This is a genomic window from Pantoea rwandensis (assembly GCF_002095475.1).
GTDB classification, from domain to species: Bacteria; Pseudomonadota; Gammaproteobacteria; order Enterobacterales; family Enterobacteriaceae; genus Pantoea; species Pantoea rwandensis.
Genome location: NZ_MLFR01000007.1, coordinates 22,283 through 40,410, shown reverse-complemented (window position 1 = coordinate 40,410; position 18,128 = coordinate 22,283). Strand labels below are relative to the sequence as shown.

Sequence of the window (18,128 nt, the reverse complement as noted above, 5' to 3'; positions counted from 1 at the left end):
TATGACGGGTAAAAAGCGTTCGGCCAGCTCCAGTCGCTGGCTACAGGAACACTTTAGCGATAAATATGTGCTTCAGGCACAGAAAAAGGGGTTGCGTTCGCGCGCCTGGTTTAAACTGGATGAAATTCAGCAGGGTGACAAGCTTTTCAAACCCGGCATGACAGTGGTAGATCTGGGTGCTGCACCCGGTGGTTGGTCGCAATATGCGGTACAACAAATTGGATCGAATGGTCGTATTATTGCCTGTGATTTGCTTCCTATGGACCCGATTGTCGGCGTCGATTTTTTGCAGGGCGACTTTCGTGAAGAGGCGGTTTTAAGCGCATTGCTGGAGCGTGTAGGTGACCAAAAGGTGCAAGTTGTCATGTCTGACATGGCGCCGAACATGAGCGGTACACCTGCGGTTGATATTCCACGATCAATGTATTTGGTAGAGTTGGCGCTGGAAATGTGTCGAGATATCCTGGCACCTGGCGGCAGTTTTGTAGTGAAAGTGTTTCAGGGAGATGGCTTCGAGGAATACCTGCGGGAAATTCGCTCCCTATTTACGAAAGTGAAAATTCGTAAGCCAGACGCTTCTCGTTTACGTTCGCGTGAAGTGTATATTGTGGCGACAGGGCGCAAACTATAGCCCTCGGTACCGGAATCAAAGCAAGGCGAACTGCGTTTACTCTGATGTGTAATTCTGAGTTTCAGTGGAAAGCAGTAAAATCATCAGCGCCGCGATTCCAGGTCTGAAGGATATATAGTACCCTACGCTGTCTGTTAACACCGTTGTAATATGAGGTTAATCCCTTGAGTGACATGGCGAAAAACCTGATTCTCTGGTTAGTCATCGCGGTCGTGCTGATGTCTGTCTTCCAGAGCTTTGGGCCCAGCGAGTCGAATGGCCGTAGGGTTGATTATTCAACCTTCCTGTCGGAAGTGAACCAGGATCAGGTCCGCGAGGCACGTATTAACGGGCGTGAAATTAACGTTGTCAAAAAAGACAGTAATAAATATACGACTTACATTCCTGTCAACGACCCTAAGCTGCTTGATAACCTCTTGACCAAAAACGTCAAAGTGGTTGGCGAACCACCTGAAGAACCAAGCCTGCTGGCTTCTATCTTCATCTCTTGGTTCCCAATGCTGCTGTTGATAGGCGTTTGGATCTTCTTTATGCGTCAGATGCAGGGCGGCGGTGGCAAAGGCGCGATGTCCTTTGGCAAGAGCAAAGCCCGTATGCTGACCGAAGACCAGATCAAGACCACTTTTGCTGATGTCGCTGGCTGTGATGAAGCGAAAGAAGAAGTGGGTGAGCTGGTTGAATATCTGCGCGAGCCAAGCCGCTTCCAGAAACTGGGTGGTAAGATCCCGAAAGGCGTCCTGATGGTCGGTCCTCCGGGTACCGGTAAAACCTTGCTGGCTAAAGCGATTGCTGGCGAAGCGAAAGTGCCGTTCTTTACTATCTCTGGTTCTGACTTCGTCGAAATGTTTGTGGGTGTCGGTGCATCTCGTGTGCGTGACATGTTCGAGCAGGCGAAGAAAGCCGCGCCGTGCATCATCTTTATCGATGAAATCGATGCCGTAGGCCGTCAACGTGGCGCCGGTTTAGGCGGTGGTCACGATGAACGTGAGCAGACGCTGAACCAGATGCTGGTTGAGATGGATGGCTTCGAAGGCAATGAAGGCATCATCGTTATCGCCGCAACCAACCGTCCAGACGTACTCGACCCGGCGCTGCTGCGTCCAGGCCGTTTTGACCGCCAGGTTGTGGTGGGTCTGCCAGACGTTCGCGGTCGTGAACAGATTCTGAAAGTGCATATGCGTCGTGTGCCGCTGGCTACAGACATTGATGCAGCAATCATCGCACGTGGTACGCCGGGCTTCTCAGGTGCTGACCTCGCTAACCTTGTCAACGAAGCGGCACTGTTCGCTGCACGTGGCAACAAGCGTGTGGTCTCGATGGTTGAGTTCGAGAAAGCGAAAGACAAAATCATGATGGGTGCAGAACGTCGCTCCATGGTGATGACGGAAGCGCAGAAAGAATCGACCGCTTACCACGAAGCTGGCCATGCGATTATTGGTCGTCTGGTACCGGAACATGATCCGGTGCACAAAGTGACGATTATTCCTCGCGGACGTGCGCTGGGTGTGACTTTCTTCCTGCCTGAAGGTGACGCAATCAGCGCCAGCCGTCAGAAGCTGGAAAGCCAGATTTCTACCTTGTACGGTGGTCGTCTTGCTGAAGAAATTATTTACGGTGCAGAACGTGTCTCTACCGGTGCTTCTAACGACATCAAGGTAGCGACTAATCTGGCGCGTAACATGGTGACGCAGTGGGGCTTCAACGAAAAATTGGGTCCGTTGCTGTACGCTGAAGAAGAAGGCGAAGTGTTCCTTGGTCGCTCTGTGGCGAAGGCAAAACACATGTCTGATGAAACAGCACGTATCATCGACCAGGAAGTTAAGCACCTGATCGACAGCAACTACCAGCGTGCTCGCGTTCTGCTGGGTGAGAACATGGACATCCTTCACGCGATGAAAGACGCGCTGATGAAGTATGAAACCATTGATGCACCGCAGATTGATGACCTGATGGCTCGTCGTGAAGTTCGTCCACCTGCGGGTTGGGATGATTCAGGCAACAGCAGCTCATCAGACAATAATGGTACGCCAAAGGCGCCACGTCCGGTTGATGAACCGCGTACGCCTAATCCTGGCAACACCATGTCAGAGCAGCTCGACAAATAAGAGGCTTCAAACCTCTGCAAAAACCCCGGCTGGTCCGGGGTTTTTTACATTTAGTGATTCAGTGAATTCCCAGGAGATTCCCCCCATGAAGTTGTACGCCCGTGATTCCCATCTCGATCTTTCGTTTCCCCATGTGATGGGTATTTTGAATGTCACGCCGGACTCCTTTTCTGATGGCGGGACGCATAACACCTTGGTGGATGCACTGACCCATACCAATGAGATGGTCAATGCCGGTGCCACTATCATCGATGTGGGCGGCGAGTCAACGCGGCCGGGCGCAGATGAAGTGAGCGTGGAAGAAGAACTGGCGCGTGTTATCCCTGTTGTCGAAGCGATTGCTCAGCGCTTTGAAGTGTGGATTTCTGTCGATACGTCAAAGCCAGAAGTTATCCGTGAGGCAGCGCGAGTGGGTGCTCACATCATTAATGATATTCGCTCGCTATCAGAACCCGGCGCGTTGAATGCCGCTGCGGAAACGGGGTTGCCGGTTTGTCTGATGCATATGCAGGGTGAACCCCGTACCATGCAACAGGCGCCAGAATATCAAGATATTGTGAGCGAAGTGGACGCTTACTTCACAACGCAAATTGCACGCTGTGAAGCCGCGGGCATTAAAAAAGAGAATCTGCTGCTCGACCCTGGCTTCGGTTTCGGTAAAAATCTCAGCCACAATTATCAACTGTTGGCTGAACTGAGTCATTTTCATCACTTCGGTTTGCCGTTATTAGTGGGAATGTCGCGTAAGTCGATGATTGGCCAGCTGTTAAATGTCGGTCCGGCGCAACGCCTGACCGGAAGCCTGAGCTGTGCGGTGATTGCCGCTATGCAGGGGGCACAAATTATTCGCGTGCATGATGTGAAAGAAACTGTCGAAGCGATGCGCGTTGTCGAGGCGACACGGCGAGCAAAAGGATAAAGGCATGAGTAATCGTAAATATTTCGGTACAGATGGCATTCGTGGCAAAGTGGGTGAAGCTCCGATCACGCCTGATTTTGTACTGAAGCTGGGTTTTGCTGCCGGTAAAGTGCTGGCGCGTTCAGGTTCTAAGAAAGTTGTGATTGGTAAAGACACGCGCATTTCTGGTTATATGCTGGAGTCGGCGCTGGAAGCTGGCCTTGCGGCGGCGGGGTTATCTGCAGCCTTTACGGGGCCGATGCCGACGCCTGCCATTGCCTACCTGACTCGTACTTTCCGTGCAGAAGCCGGCATTGTGATCTCGGCATCGCACAACCCCTTCGACGATAACGGCATTAAATTTTTCTCTGCCGAAGGCACCAAACTGCCTGACGAAGTGGAAGAAGCCATTGAGCTGGAACTTGAAAAGCCTTTGACCTGTGTGGAATCTGCGGAGCTGGGACGAGCAAGCCGTATTGTGGATGCCGCGGGTCGCTACATTGAGTTTTGCAAAGGTACATTCCCTGGCGAACTAAGCCTTAATGGCTTGAAGATTGTGGTGGACTGCGCAAACGGGGCCACTTACCACATCGCCCCAAACGTGCTGCGTGAACTGGGCGCTAAAGTCATTGCGATTGGCGTGCAGCCAGATGGCATGAACATCAACAAAGAGTGTGGTGCCACCGATCTGCGCATGTTGCAACAGCGTGTTCTCGAAGAGAAAGCCGATCTTGGTCTGGCCTATGACGGTGACGGCGACCGCATCATGATGGTCGATCACTTAGGCGAGAAGGTGGATGGCGACCAGATTCTTTACATCATCGCGCGAGAAGCCCTACGTCAGGGACAGCTTCGCGGAGGTGTAGTAGGGACATTGATGAGTAACATGGGGCTGGAGCTGGCGTTGAAGCAGTTAGGCATTCCATTTACCCGTGCAAAAGTGGGTGATCGTTACGTGCTGGAAAAAATGCAGGAGAAGGGCTGGCGCATGGGCGCTGAGAACTCCGGGCATGTGATTTTACTGGATAAAATCAGCACGGGTGACGGTATAGTGGCAAGTTTGCAAGTACTTACTGCAATTGTGCGCAACCATATGAGCCTGCATGATTTATGTAGTGGTATGAAGATGTTGCCGCAGATATTAGTCAACGTCCGTTTCAGTGGCAGCCATGATCCGCTGGAGAGCGACAGCGTTAAAGCGGTCAACGCTGAAGTGGAAAAAACGCTGGCAGGGCGAGGGCGTGTACTGCTGCGTAAATCGGGCACTGAGCCGCTGATTCGCGTGATGGTAGAAGGTGAAGATGAAACGCTGGTAACCGAGTTAGCGCATAAAATCGCGGATGCGGTCAAAGCAGTCTAACGGTGCAACAGGCGGAAAGATTTCAGCCTTTCCGCCTGTAAAATCACCATGATGGCGCTTTTTTCCGCAATCAATAACGTTGATGAAAATTGCGCTTGCAGAGGTATGCACCATTGGTTAGTATTCACACCCGCTTCTGATGGGTGATGACGATACTCTCCGTCAATATTGGTGAAGTTTTTAACTGTGCAGATAATGCGCAAGGAAACAGGTTGATTATGTACGAAGCTCTCTTAGTTGTTTTCCTTATTGTAGCGATTGGCCTTGTAGGTCTGATCATGCTGCAGCAAGGCAAAGGCGCTGATATGGGAGCCTCGTTCGGTGCGGGCGCCTCTGGTACACTGTTTGGTTCAAATGGGTCTGGTAATTTCATGACTCGTATGACCGGCGTGCTGGCTACCCTGTTCTTTGTTATCAGTCTGATTCTGGGCAATCTGAACACGAACAAAACTTCTAAAGGAAGCGAGTGGGATAACCTCACTGCGCCAGCTCAGTCTCAACAGCAGACTCAGCCAGCTAAACCGGCAACCCCGGGCAATGATATCCCGCAGTAAAATCGTCAATGCTTTAGCGACAACACAGCGTCGCAGTCAGTGCAGTACCGAGGTGGTGAAATTGGTAGACACGCTACCTTGAGGTGGTAGTGCTCGAAAGGGCTTACGGGTTCAAGTCCCGTCCTCGGTACCAAATCTCAGTAAAACTTGCTATTTTCGCAAGATCGGCGTAATATTCGCCACGTTTTCGGACGCGGGGTGGAGCAGCCTGGTAGCTCGTCGGGCTCATAACCCGAAGGTCGTCGGTTCAAATCCGGCCCCCGCAACCACTTTCCCTTAGAGTTCTTTTTCAAATATACTGTATGCATCGACGGACGCATCCTCAGTGAGTTTTTGAAAAAAATTCTTTTGGATCGTGTGCCGAAGCCGCCATGCGGCGTACAGGGTCCAGTCATAAAAAGCCCCGAATTTTCGGGGTTTTTTGTTATTAGGAATCGCAACACTGGGCTATAGGCCCTTTTTTTATGTCTTGGGGGTGGGCTTGTCCACATTAGAGCAAAAATTGACTGATTTGATCACCGCTCCGGTAGAAGCGCTTGGCTACGAATTGGTCGGTATCGAATTCGTTCGCGGTCGCACATCGACTTTGCGCATCTATATTGATAGTGAAGACGGTATCAATGTTGATGATTGTGCCGATGTCAGCCACCAGGTCAGCGCGGTGATGGATGTAGAAGATCCTATTACTGTTGCTTACCACCTTGAAGTTTCCTCGCCTGGTCTTGAGCGTCCTCTTTTCACTGCTGAACACTATAATCGTTTCGTCGGTGATGAAGTGAGCGTGGTACTGCGTATGGCCGTACAAAACCGCCGTAAATGGCAGGGCATCATCAAGTCTGTCGAAGGTGAGATGATCACGGTGACCGTTGAGGGTAACGATGAAGTGTTCGCACTGAGTAATATTCAGAAAGCGAACCTGGTCCCCCACTTTTAAAAGTCCGGATTGAGGCTAACCAGGATGAACAAAGAGATCTTAGCTGTAGTAGAAGCCGTTTCTAACGAAAAAGCCCTGCCGCGTGAGAAAATCTTCGAAGCGCTGGAGAGCGCTTTGGCCACTGCGACCAAAAAGAAGTATGAGCAAGAGATCGAAGTGCGCGTCAGCATTGACCGCCGTAGCGGCGATTTCGATACTTTCCGTCGTTGGGTGATTGTGGACGAAGTCACACAGCCAACACGTGAGATCACGCTGGATGCCGCGCGCTTTGAAGATGAAGCGTTCAATCTGGGCGAATACGTTGAAGATCAGATTGAATCTGTCACCTTCGACCGTATTACGACGCAAACCGCGAAACAGGTTATCGTGCAGAAAGTACGTGAAGCTGAGCGCGCGATGGTGGTTGATCAATTCCGTCAGCACGAAGGTGAAATCATCACTGGCGTGGTGAAGAAAGTGAACCGCGACAGCATTTCACTGGACCTCGGCAGCAATGCTGAAGCCGTGATTGGCCGTGAGGATATGCTGCCTCGTGAAAACTTCCGTCCGGGCGATCGTATTCGCGGTGTGCTATATGCTGTACGCCCAGAAGCTCGTGGCGCTCAGTTGTTTGTGACCCGTTCTAAGCCGGAAATGCTGATCGAACTGTTCCGCATTGAAGTGCCAGAAATCGGCGAAGAAGTTATCGAGATCAAAGCGGCAGCGCGCGATCCGGGTTCACGTGCCAAAATCGCCGTGAAGACCAACGATAAACGTATTGATCCAGTAGGTGCTTGTGTCGGTATGCGCGGTGCGCGTGTGCAGGCTGTTTCAAGCGAGCTGGGTGGCGAGCGTATCGATATCGTGTTGTGGGATGACAACCCGGCACAATTCGTGATTAACGCTATGGCACCAGCTGATGTGGCATCAATTGTGGTGGATGAAGATAATCACACCATGGATATCGCTGTTGAAGCCGGTAATCTGGCTCAAGCGATCGGCCGTAACGGCCAAAACGTGCGTCTGGCTTCCCAACTGAGTGGCTGGGAACTGAACGTGATGACCGTCGATGATCTGCAGGCTAAGCATCAGGCTGAAGCCCACGCAGCGATCGATATGTTCACCAAACATCTCGAAATCGATGAAGAGTTCGCCACCGTTCTGGTAGAAGAGGGCTTCTCTTCGCTGGAAGAATTGGCTTACGTGCCAATTAACGAGCTGCTGGAAATCGACGGCCTCGACGAAGAGACCATTGAAGCCCTGCGTGAACGAGCAAAAAATGCGTTAACCACCCTGGCATTAGCGAAAGAAGAGAGCCTTGGTAATCAGGAGCCCGCTGAGGATCTTCTGAATCTTGAGGGCTTGGATCGTGCGCTGGCGTATCGCCTGGCGTCAAAAGGCGTTTGCACGCTGGAAGATCTCGCTGAGCAAGGTGTTGACGATCTGACAGATATTGAAGGGCTGGATGATGAGAAGGCCGGTGCGCTGATCATGGCTGCACGTAATATCTGCTGGTTCGGCGATGACGCGTAATAACAGGAAGGAACAGCATGACAGATGTAACCGTAAAATCGCTGGCCGCCGAAATTCAGACTCCGGTCGATCGCCTGGTACAGCAATTTGCTGATGCAGGGATCCGCAAGTCTGAAAACGATGCGGTATCCCAGCAAGAGAAAGAAACCTTACTGTCTCACCTGAATCGTGAGCACGGTCAGACCGGTTCAAGTAAGCTGACTTTGCAGCGCAAAACGCGCAGCACCTTGAATATTCCCGTCACCGGGGGTAAAAGTAAGTCGGTGCAAATCGAAGTCCGCAAAAAGCGCACATACGTGAAAGGCGATGCAGAGTCTGAGCAAGCTCAGGCAGAAGCGGAAGCCGAGGCGCAGCGTGAAGCGGAAGAGCAGGCGCGTCGCGAGGCGGAAGAACAAGCCCGTCGCGAAGCTGAACAAAAAGCGCAACGTGAAGCCGAAGATAAAGCCAAGCGCGAAGCCGCTGAAAAGGCCAAACGTGAAGCAGCGGAAAATGACAAAGTGACAAATCAACCTACCGACGAAGTAACCAAGGCTGCGCAGTCTGATAAAGCCCGTCGTGAAGCCGAAGCGGCTGAACTGAAACGCAAATCAGAAGAAGAAGCGCGTCGTAAACTGGAAGAAGATGCCCGTCGTGTGGCAGAAGAATCCAAACGCCTGGCTGAAGAAAAAGCTGTTGAATGGGCAAAACCTGAAGAAGAAGATAAGGGCGACTACCACGTCACCACTTCTACTCATGCCCGTCAGGCAGAAGACGAAAACGATCGTCAAGTTGAAGCAGGTCGTGCGCGTGCGCGTACAACTAAAGCTGCTCGCCCGGTGAAGAAAGGCAACAAGCATTCTGAAGCCAAAACCGACCGTGAAGAAGCACGTGCTCAAGTACGTGGCGGTAAAGGTGGCAAGCATCGTAAACCAAGCTCACTGCAGCAGGGCTTCAACAAGCCAGCCCAAGCGGTTAACCGTGATGTTGTGATTGGCGAAACCATTTCTGTTGCTGAATTGGCCAACAAAATGGCAGTGAAAGGTTCACTGGTCGTTAAAGCGATGATGAAGATGGGCGCAATGGCGACTATCAACCAGATCATCGACCAGGAAACCGCTCAGATGGTCGCGGAAGAGATGGGTCATAAAGTGATCCTGCGCCGCGAGAATGAGCTGGAAGAAGCGGTAATGGACGATCGTGATACCGATGCAGCGCAAGAAAGCCGCGCGCCAGTCGTGACCATCATGGGCCACGTTGACCACGGTAAAACTTCACTGCTTGACTACATCCGTTCCACCAAAGTCGCTTCAGGCGAGGCGGGCGGTATTACTCAGCACATCGGTGCATACCACGTTGAAACTGACAACGGTATGATCACCTTCCTGGATACCCCGGGCCACGCCGCGTTTACCGCGATGCGTGCACGTGGTGCGCAGGCAACGGATATCGTTATCCTCGTTGTTGCTGCAGATGATGGCGTGATGCCTCAGACCATCGAAGCTATCCAGCATGCGAAAGCAGCCGGTGTGCCAGTGGTTGTTGCAGTCAACAAAGTTGATAAGCCAGACGCAGATCCAGACCGCGTGAAGAACGAACTGACTCAGTACGGCATCTTGCCGGAAGAGTGGGGCGGCGAGAACATGTTCGTTAACGTATCTGCGAAAGCCGGTACCGGTATTGACGACCTGTTGAACGCCATCTTGCTGCAAGCCGAAGTGCTTGAGCTGTCAGCGATTCGCGAAGGTATGGCAAGCGGCGTTGTGATCGAATCGTTCCTCGACAAAGGTCGTGGTCCGGTTGCCACCGTGCTGGTACGCGAAGGTACGCTGAATAAAGGCGATATCGTGCTGTGTGGCTTCGAATATGGCCGTGTGCGTGCGATGCGTGACGAAATGGGTCGCGAAGTGCTGGAAGCAGGTCCGTCCATTCCAGTAGAAATCCTCGGTCTGTCCGGTGTGCCGGCAGCGGGTGATGAAGCGACTGTAGTACGTGATGAGAAGAAAGCGCGTGAAGTTGCTCTGTATCGTCAGGGTAAATTCCGTGAAGTGAAGCTGGCGCGTCAGCAGAAGTCGAAGTTGGAGAACATGTTCGCCAACATGACCGAAGGCGAAGTGTCCGAGCTGAACATCGTACTGAAATCCGACGTACAGGGTTCTGTCGAAGCGATCTCCGATTCCCTGCTGAAACTCTCCACCGACGAAGTGAAGGTGAAGATTATTGGTTCGGGCGTGGGTGGTATCACCGAAACCGACGCAACTTTGGCTGCTGCATCCAACGCGATCATCCTTGGCTTCAACGTGCGTGCTGACGCTTCAGCTCGCCGCGTGATTGATGCTGAGAGCGTTGACCTGCGTTACTACTCCGTCATCTATAATCTGATCGACGAAGTGAAAGCAGCGATGAGCGGCATGTTGGCACCAGAGTACAAACAGCAGATCATCGGTCTGGCTGCTGTACGTGATGTGTTCAAGTCACCGAAATTCGGCGCTATCGCAGGCTGTATGGTCACCGAAGGCAACATCAAACGTCACAACCCGATTCGCGTTCTGCGCGACAACGTGGTGATTTACGAAGGCGAACTGGAATCTCTGCGTCGCTTTAAAGACGATGTCAACGAAGTGCGTAATGGCATGGAGTGTGGTATCGGCGTGAAGAACTACAATGATGTTCGCGTTGGCGATATGATCGAAGTCTTCGAAATCATTGAAATTAAACGCACCATCGATTGATCATCATCTGATGTGTTGCAATTTGGGAGGCCTCTGGCCTCCCGAATTATTTGGGAGAAAGAAAAAATGGCAAAAGAATTTGGCCGCCCACAGCGCGTATCTCAGGAACTGCAGAAAGAAATCGCTATTATCCTGCAGCGCGAAATTAAAGATCCACGCCTCGGCATGATGGTCACCGTATCCGGTGTTGAAGTGTCTCGCGACCTGGCTTATGCCAAAGTATTCGTGACATTTTTAAATGATAAAGATGAAGAGGCGGTAAATAATGGCTTGAAAGCGCTGAAAGAAGCGTCAGGCTATATCCGCATCTTAGTCGGAAAGGCGATGCGTCTGCGCATCGTGCCAGAACTGACCTTCTTCTATGACAACTCGCTGGTTGAAGGTATGCGTATGTCTAACCTCGTCAGCAACGTTATCAAGAGTGATGTTGAGCGTCGTGGTGAAAACCCGGCGGAAGATGACAAGGAGGACTGATGAGCCGTCCTCGTCGCCGTGGGCGCGATATCCATGGCGTATTTTTGCTGGATAAACATCAGGGCACATCATCAAATGATGTGCTGCAGAAAGTTAAGCGTCTGTTTAATGCTAACAGAGCGGGCCACACGGGCGCGCTTGATCCCCTTGCGACGGGCATGTTGCCAATTTGCCTTGGTGAAGCGACCAAGTTCTCCCAGTTCTTGCTCGATTCAGACAAGCGCTATCGCGTGATTGCCCGTCTCGGTGAACGCACCGACACATCAGATGCTGATGGCAACATTGTCGAAACGCGCCCGGTAGCTTTTAACCAGGCCGAATTAGACGCTGCGCTCGACAGTTTTCGTGGTGACACCCTGCAGGTGCCGACCATGTTCTCTGCATTGAAGTATCAAGGCCGTAAGCTTTACGAATATGCGCGCGAAGGCATCACCGTTCCGCGTGAAGCGCGTCCGATTACCGTGTTTGAACTGCAGTTTATTCGCTGGGAAGGGGATGAGCTGGAGCTAGAGATTCACGTTTCCAAAGGAACTTATATTCGCACCATCATCGATGACCTCGGTGAGAAGCTAGGCTGTGGCGCACATGTGATTATGCTGCGTCGTTTGCAGGTGGCGAAGTATCCGATTGAGCGCATGATCACCTTTGAGCAGTTGCAAGTGATGGCGGCGGAAGCTAACGCTGGAGAAACGCCGGACTACAGTGCGCTTGATGCGCTGCTGCTGCCGATGGATAGCCCAGCGGAAGAGTTCCCCATCGTGAATTTGTTGCCATCTGTCGCCGCTTTTTTCAAGCAGGGAATGCCGGTACAGGCGGCGAATGCGCCTGAACAGGGATTGGTGCGCGTGACGGAAGGTGACGAGCATAAATTCATCGGCATGGCAGAAATCGCTGAGGATGGGCGCGTAGCGCCACGTCGTCTGGTGGTCGAGTTCCCCGCCTAATCAAAACATGCCCTTCAGCCTGCACGACGTATTTGCGTTGCTATCGGGCGAAGAGTAGAATAGCGCGGCTTTAAAAGCGGGCTGCTGAATTAGAGATCGGCACCCATACATTCATTTTTTATCTGGAGTTTATTATGTCTCTAAGCGTTGAAGCTAAAGCAGAGATCGTTGCTAAATTCGGTCGTGGTGCTAACGACAGCGGTTCAACTGAAGTTCAGGTTGCTCTGCTGACTGCTCAGATTAACCACCTGCAGGGTCACTTCTCTGAGCACAAAAAAGACCACCACAGCCGTCGCGGTCTGCTGCGCATGGTATCCCAGCGTCGTAAGCTGCTGGACTACCTGAAGCGTAAAGACGTTGCTCGCTACACCAGCCTGATCGAAAGCCTGGGTCTGCGTCGCTAAGTCTGAAGAATCTGATCAACGATGTAGCGTATGCAGTTTGCAGAAAAGCGCATCTGACGATCAGATTTGTGCGAGTTTCGCGAAAAGGGGGCCTTTATGGCCCCTTTTTTCGAGCAATCCGCAGCATTCCGTACCAAACTCATGTATTGTTGCTGAGAGTGATCTTTGCTTGCAGCGTTTCGCGCGGCTAATGAGAGGCTTTACCGCATGAGCGGTTGAGGATTGTCATTAGTCGCGAGGATGCAACTAAAGATCGGTAAACCCCGGCGAGCCTAAGTGGGCTTCGCCCCTCGAATTTAAGGACTTAAATTTTGCTGAACCCGATCGTACGCAAATTCCAATATGGTCAGCATACCGTCACGCTGGAAACCGGCATGATGGCGCGCCAGGCCACTGCAGCAGTTATGGCGAGCATGGACGACACTGCGGTATTTGTTACCGTTGTTGGCCAGAAAAAAACCAAACCAGGTCAGGATTTCTTCCCGCTGACGGTTAACTATCAGGAGCGTACTTACGCTGCTGGTCGTATCCCGGGTAGCTTCTTCCGTCGTGAAGGCCGTCCAAGCGAAGGCGAAACCCTGATCTCTCGTCTGATTGACCGTCCAGTGCGTCCACTGTTCCCGGAAGGTTTCATCAACGAAGTGCAGGTTATCGCCACCGTTGTTTCTGTTAACCCACAGGTTAACCCAGACATCGTTGCGATGATCGGCGCATCTGCCGCGCTGGCGCTGTCAGGCCTGCCATTCAACGGCCCAATTGGTGCGGCTCGTGTTGGTTATATCAATGACCAGTACGTTCTGAACCCAACCGCTGATGAAATCAAAACCTCTCGTCTGGACTTGGTGGTTGCCGGTACTCAGAACGCGGTTCTGATGGTTGAATCTGAAGCAGAAGTACTGACCGAAGACCAGATGCTGGGCGCGGTAGTATTTGGCCACGATCAGCAGCAGGTTGTTATCGAAAACATCAACTCACTGGTTGCTGAAGCGGGCAAACCACGTTGGGATTGGCAGCCAGAGCCAGCGAACGATGCACTGATTGCACGTGTTGCTGCACTGGCAGAAGCTGGCATTGCTGATGCTTACCGCATCACTGATAAGCAAGAGCGTTACACTCAGGTTGGCGCAGTTAAAGACGCCACCATCGCTGCACTGAAGGCTGAAGATGAATCATTAGATGCTGGCGAAATCGCTGACATCGTTCACGATCTTGAGAAGAGCGTTGTGCGTAGCCGTATCATCCGTGGCGAGCCACGTATTGATGGCCGCGAAAAAGATATGATCCGTGGTCTGGACGTGCGCACTGGCGTATTGCCGCGTACTCATGGTTCTTCTCTGTTCACCCGTGGTGAAACTCAGGCACTGGTGACTGCCACTCTGGGTACTGCCCGTGATGCGCAGAATCTTGACGAGCTGATGGGCGAGCGTACTGACAGCTTCCTGTTCCACTACAACTTCCCTCCGTACTCAGTGGGCGAGACCGGCATGGTTGGCTCACCGAAGCGTCGTGAGATTGGTCACGGTCGTCTGGCGAAGCGTGGCGTGCTGGCAGTGATGCCTAAGCAGGAAGATTTCCCATACACCATTCGTGTGGTGTCAGAAATCACTGAATCAAACGGTTCTTCTTCTATGGCTTCCGTGTGTGGTGCTTCTCTGGCACTGATGGACGCAGGTGTTCCGATCAAAGCGGCCGTTGCTGGCATCGCGATGGGTCTGGTTAAAGAAGACGAAAACTTCGTGGTTCTGTCTGACATCCTGGGCGATGAAGATCACCTCGGCGATATGGACTTCAAAGTAGCGGGTAGCCGCGACGGTATCACTGCACTGCAGATGGATATCAAAATTGAAGGTATCACCCGTGAGATCATGCAGGTTGCACTGAACCAGGCTAAGGGCGCGCGTCTGCACATCCTGAGCGTGATGGAGCAGGCAATCAGCACCCCACGTCAGGAAATTTCTGAGTTCGCACCACGCATCTATACCATCAAGATCAGCTCAGACAAGATCAAAGACGTTATCGGTAAAGGCGGTTCTGTTATCCGTGCGTTGACTGAAGAGACCGGCACCACCATCGAAATCGAAGATGATGGCACCGTGAAGATCGCAGCAACTGATGGCAACAAAGCGAAAGAAGCAATCCGTCGCATCGAACAGATTACGGCTGAAATCGAAGTGGGCCGTATCTATGAAGGTAAAGTGACGCGCATCGTTGATTTTGGTGCCTTTGTAGCCATCGGTGGCGGTAAAGAGGGTCTGGTACACATTTCTCAGATCGCGGATAAGCGCGTAGAGAAAGTGACCGACTATCTGCAGATGGGTCAGGAAGTTCCAGTCAAAGTGATGGAAGTGGACCGTCAGGGCCGCGTACGCCTGAGCATCAAAGAAGCGACAGAGCAGAAACCAGCGGAAGAAACCCCTGCTGCAACGAATGCATCTGACGCCGAGTAAGCGTTTACTGATTGGCTTCTCCCTGCTCTGCGGGGAGAAGTGTTTAGATCATCGCGAGGGCGGGAATCCTTGTGCACAGCAGGCGGATGACAGGATGGTTATCCCAATGTTTGTATTCGGGAGTGGGAAATGAAGCCTTTTTTGCGCTGGTGTTTTGTTGCGACAGCTATCACGCTGGCAGGATGCAGCAACTCCAATTGGCGTAAGAACGAAGTTCTGGCAGTACCTTTGCAGCCCACACTGCAGCAAGAGGTGATCCTGGCGCGAATGGAACAAATTCTTGCCAGTCGTGCCCTGACCGATGATGAACGCGCACAGCTATTATATGAGCGCGGAGTGTTGTATGATAGTTTGGGTCTGAGGGCATTAGCGCGGAACGATTTCTCGCAAGCGCTGTCTATAAGACCAGATATGCCTGAGGTGTTTAACTACCTTGGTATATACTTAACGCAGGCAGGCAATTTTGATGCTGCCTATGAAGCGTTTGATTCTGTACTTGAGCTTGATCCAACTTACAACTATGCGCATTTAAACCGTGGTATCGCCCTCTATTACGGCGGTCGATACAAGTTAGCGCAAGATGATCTGCTGGCGTTTTATCAAGACGATCCTAACGATCCTTTCCGCAGCCTTTGGCTCTATCTCGTTGAAAGCGATATGGACGCCGACAAGGCAAAAGTCACGCTGAGACAGCGACATGACAAAGCGGTCCGGGACCAATGGGGATGGAATATTGTCGAGTTCTACCTTGGCGACATCAGTGAAAAAACACTGATGGAACGTCTCAAGGCGGACGCAACGGATAACACCTCGCTCGCTGAACATCTCAGTGAAACCAACTTCTATTTAGGTAAGTACTACCTAAGTCTGGGGGAGAAGGACGACGCGAAAGCGTTGTTCAAACTGGCGGTCGCTAACAATGTTAACAACTTTGTTGAGCACCGATACGCATTGTTGGAACTGGCGCAACTCGGCCAGACACAAGACGATTTATCAGAATCTGACCAGCAATAGCTGACGAACTTTTATTGCCTGAATACTTGTAAAGTCATCATCTTCGAGGTGAGGGCTTTTCTGTTCGTCAAAACTTCTAATTTGAGCCGGTTCACACTTTTTGATGAAAATTACTGAAAGTTTTCACGACGAGTTATGTAGACTGGCCGCCGCAATCTAAGAGGCACGTGTACTACATGACTGATATTCAAACCACTTTTTCCGAACTTGGCCTGAACGCCGACATCCTTGAATCACTGAACGGCATGGGCTATGTAAAGCCATCCCCAATCCAGGCTGAGTGTATTCCTCACCTGCTGGCGGGCCGTGACGTATTAGGTATGGCGCAGACCGGTAGTGGTAAAACTGCAGCATTCTCTCTGCCGCTGCTGAACAACATTGATCCAACTGTTAAAGCACCACAAATCTTGGTGCTGGCTCCAACCCGCGAACTGGCTGTTCAGGTTGCTGAAGCCATGACTGAATTCTCTAAACACATGCGTGGCGTGAACGTGGTTGCCCTGTACGGCGGCCAGCGTTATGACGTACAGCTGCGCGCTCTGCGTCAGGGACCACAGGTTGTCGTAGGTACACCTGGTCGTCTGCTGGACCACCTGAAACGCGGCACGTTAGATCTGTCTAACCTGCGCGGTCTGGTGCTGGACGAAGCTGATGAAATGCTGCGTATGGGCTTCATCGAAGACGTTGAAACCATCATGGCGCAGATCCCAGACGGTCATCAGACCGCGCTGTTCTCAGCGACCATGCCAGAAGCGATTCGTCGTATTACTAAGCGTTTCATGAAAGATCCACAGGAAGTGCGCATTCAGTCAAGCATGACCACGCGTCCTGATATCTCTCAGTCTTACTGGACCGCTTACGGCCGTAAAACTGACGCGCTGGTGCGTTTCCTTGAAGCTGAAGACTTTGATGCTGCCATCATCTTCGTGCGTACTAAAAACGCCACGCTGGAAGTTGCTGAAGCGCTGGAGCGCAGCGGTTACAACAGTGCTGCACTGAACGGTGACATGAACCAGGCACTGCGTGAGCAGACGCTGGAGCGCCTGAAAGATGGTCGTCTTGACATCCTGATCGCGACTGATGTTGCTGCTCGTGGTCTGGACGTTGAGCGTATCAGCCTGGTTGTTAACTATGACATCCCAATGGATGCAGAGTCTTACGTTCACCGTATCGGCCGTACCGGTCGTGCAGGTCGTGCTGGCCGCGCACTGCTGTTCGTTGAGAACCGCGAGCGTCGTCTGCTGCGTAATATCGAACGCACCATGAAGCTGACTATTCCAGAAGTTGAGCTGCCAAACGCAGAACTGCTGGGTGAGCGTCGTCTGGCTAAATTCGCCGCGAAAGTACAGCAGCAGCTGGAAAGCAGCGATCTGGACATGTATCGCGCACTGCTGAGTAAAATGCAGCCGGGCGAAGATCTGGATATCGAAACTCTGGCCGCAGCACTGCTGAAAATGGCACAGGGCGAACGTCCACTGATTCTGCCACCAGAAGCACCGCGTCCAGCACGTCGTGAATTCCGCGACCGTGATGATCGTCGTGATTCACGCGACTCACGCGATGCACGTGGTCCACGCGAAAACCGTGCAGACCGTGGCGAACGTGGTGAGAGCCGTGATGGTGCTCCACGTCGTGAACGTCGTGACGTTGGCGAAATGCAGCTGTACCGCATTGAAGTGGGCCGTGATGATGGTGTTGAAGTCCGTCACATCGTTGGCGCGATCGCTAACGAAGGCGACATCAGCAGCCGTTACATTGGTAACATCAAGCTGTTCGGTACTCACTCAACTATCGAGCTGCCAAAAGGTATGCCGGGCGAAGTTCTGCAGCACTTCACTCGCACGCGCATCCTGAACAAGCCGATGAACATGCAGTTGATGGGTGATGCACCGGCACACGAGCGTTCTGATCGTCGTCCTGCTGGCCGTGATGGCGAGCGTCGTGGCAATGGCGCACCGCGTGGCGAAGGCGCACCGCGTCGTTTCTCTGAGCGCCGTGAAGGTGGTCGTGACGCAGGTCGTGAAGGCGGACGCTTCAGCCGTGAAGGCGGTCGTGGCCCACGTCCAGAAGGTGCTTCTGCACCACGTCGTCGTGACGCATAAGCGATAAACGCTTAAAACAAAAAGGGACGCCTCGGCGTCCC

General features: G+C 52.2%; 15 protein-coding genes and 2 tRNA genes. All 17 read left to right on the top strand.

Going from position 1 to position 18,128, the window contains the following annotated elements:
* Window position 1 precedes the first annotated feature (1 nt).
* Complete coding sequence (gene rlmE / locus HA51_RS09450) at window positions 2-631, top strand: 23S rRNA (uridine(2552)-2'-O)-methyltransferase RlmE (RefSeq protein ID WP_084934284.1); 630 nt, start codon at window positions 2-4, stop codon at window positions 629-631.
* 173 nt (window positions 632-804) lie between these two features.
* Window positions 805-2,736 (top strand): ATP-dependent zinc metalloprotease FtsH, encoded by a 1,932-nt coding sequence (ftsH, locus tag HA51_RS09445; RefSeq protein WP_084934283.1) that lies wholly within the window; start codon window positions 805-807, stop codon window positions 2,734-2,736.
* An 85-nt stretch (window positions 2,737-2,821) separates the two neighbouring features.
* Window positions 2,822-3,655 (top strand): dihydropteroate synthase, encoded by an 834-nt coding sequence (gene folP, locus HA51_RS09440; protein ID WP_084934282.1) that lies wholly within the window; start codon window positions 2,822-2,824, stop codon window positions 3,653-3,655.
* A gap of 4 nt (window positions 3,656-3,659) precedes the next feature.
* The gene (gene glmM, locus HA51_RS09435; protein WP_084934281.1) at window positions 3,660-4,994 is read left to right on the top strand and encodes a phosphoglucosamine mutase; all 1,335 of its coding nucleotides are present in this window, start codon (window positions 3,660-3,662) and stop codon (window positions 4,992-4,994) included.
* A 218-nt stretch (window positions 4,995-5,212) separates the two neighbouring features.
* Window positions 5,213-5,548: a preprotein translocase subunit SecG gene (secG, locus tag HA51_RS09425; protein WP_084934279.1), complete on the top strand. Its 336-nt coding sequence runs from the start codon at window positions 5,213-5,215 to the stop codon at window positions 5,546-5,548.
* A 46-nt stretch (window positions 5,549-5,594) separates the two neighbouring features.
* Window positions 5,595-5,681: transfer RNA gene (locus HA51_RS09420), tRNA-Leu, on the top strand.
* Between the two features lie 59 nt (window positions 5,682-5,740).
* Window positions 5,741-5,817 (top strand) — tRNA-Met (locus tag HA51_RS09415).
* 212 nt (window positions 5,818-6,029) lie between these two features.
* Entirely contained in the window at window positions 6,030-6,482 is a 453-nt protein-coding gene (gene rimP, locus HA51_RS09410) for a ribosome maturation factor RimP (RefSeq protein ID WP_139810661.1), read from the top strand.
* 24 nt (window positions 6,483-6,506) lie between these two features.
* Complete coding sequence (gene nusA, locus HA51_RS09405) at window positions 6,507-7,994, top strand: transcription termination factor NusA (RefSeq protein ID WP_084934277.1); 1,488 nt, start codon at window positions 6,507-6,509, stop codon at window positions 7,992-7,994.
* A 17-nt stretch (window positions 7,995-8,011) separates the two neighbouring features.
* The gene (gene infB / locus HA51_RS09400) at window positions 8,012-10,702 is read left to right on the top strand and encodes a translation initiation factor IF-2 (RefSeq protein WP_084934276.1); all 2,691 of its coding nucleotides are present in this window, start codon (window positions 8,012-8,014) and stop codon (window positions 10,700-10,702) included.
* Between the two features lie 66 nt (window positions 10,703-10,768).
* Complete coding sequence (gene rbfA, locus HA51_RS09395) at window positions 10,769-11,176, top strand: 30S ribosome-binding factor RbfA (protein ID WP_084934275.1); 408 nt, start codon at window positions 10,769-10,771, stop codon at window positions 11,174-11,176.
* Window positions 11,176-12,120: a tRNA pseudouridine(55) synthase TruB gene (gene truB, locus HA51_RS09390; protein ID WP_084934274.1), complete on the top strand. Its 945-nt coding sequence runs from the start codon at window positions 11,176-11,178 to the stop codon at window positions 12,118-12,120. Before rbfA ends, truB begins: the two co-directional genes overlap by 1 nt.
* Before the next feature lie 134 nt (window positions 12,121-12,254).
* A complete protein-coding gene (rpsO, locus tag HA51_RS09385; protein WP_084934273.1) occupies window positions 12,255-12,524 on the top strand; it encodes a 30S ribosomal protein S15 in 270 nt (89 codons plus the stop codon).
* A gap of 311 nt (window positions 12,525-12,835) precedes the next feature.
* The gene (gene pnp / locus HA51_RS09380) at window positions 12,836-14,971 is read left to right on the top strand and encodes a polyribonucleotide nucleotidyltransferase (protein WP_084934272.1); all 2,136 of its coding nucleotides are present in this window, start codon (window positions 12,836-12,838) and stop codon (window positions 14,969-14,971) included.
* 129 nt (window positions 14,972-15,100) lie between these two features.
* On the top strand, window positions 15,101-15,985 hold the full coding sequence (gene nlpI, locus HA51_RS09375) for a lipoprotein NlpI (protein WP_008104288.1): 885 nt from the start codon (window positions 15,101-15,103) through the stop codon (window positions 15,983-15,985).
* 103 nt (window positions 15,986-16,088) lie between these two features.
* Window positions 16,089-16,145, top strand: a complete 57-nt coding sequence (gene yrbN / locus HA51_RS27795; RefSeq protein WP_139810663.1) for a protein YrbN — start codon at window positions 16,089-16,091, stop codon at window positions 16,143-16,145.
* Between the two features lie 16 nt (window positions 16,146-16,161).
* Window positions 16,162-18,087, top strand: a complete 1,926-nt coding sequence (locus HA51_RS09370) for a DEAD/DEAH family ATP-dependent RNA helicase (protein ID WP_084934271.1) — start codon at window positions 16,162-16,164, stop codon at window positions 18,085-18,087.
* Window positions 18,088-18,128: the final 41 nt, after the last annotated feature.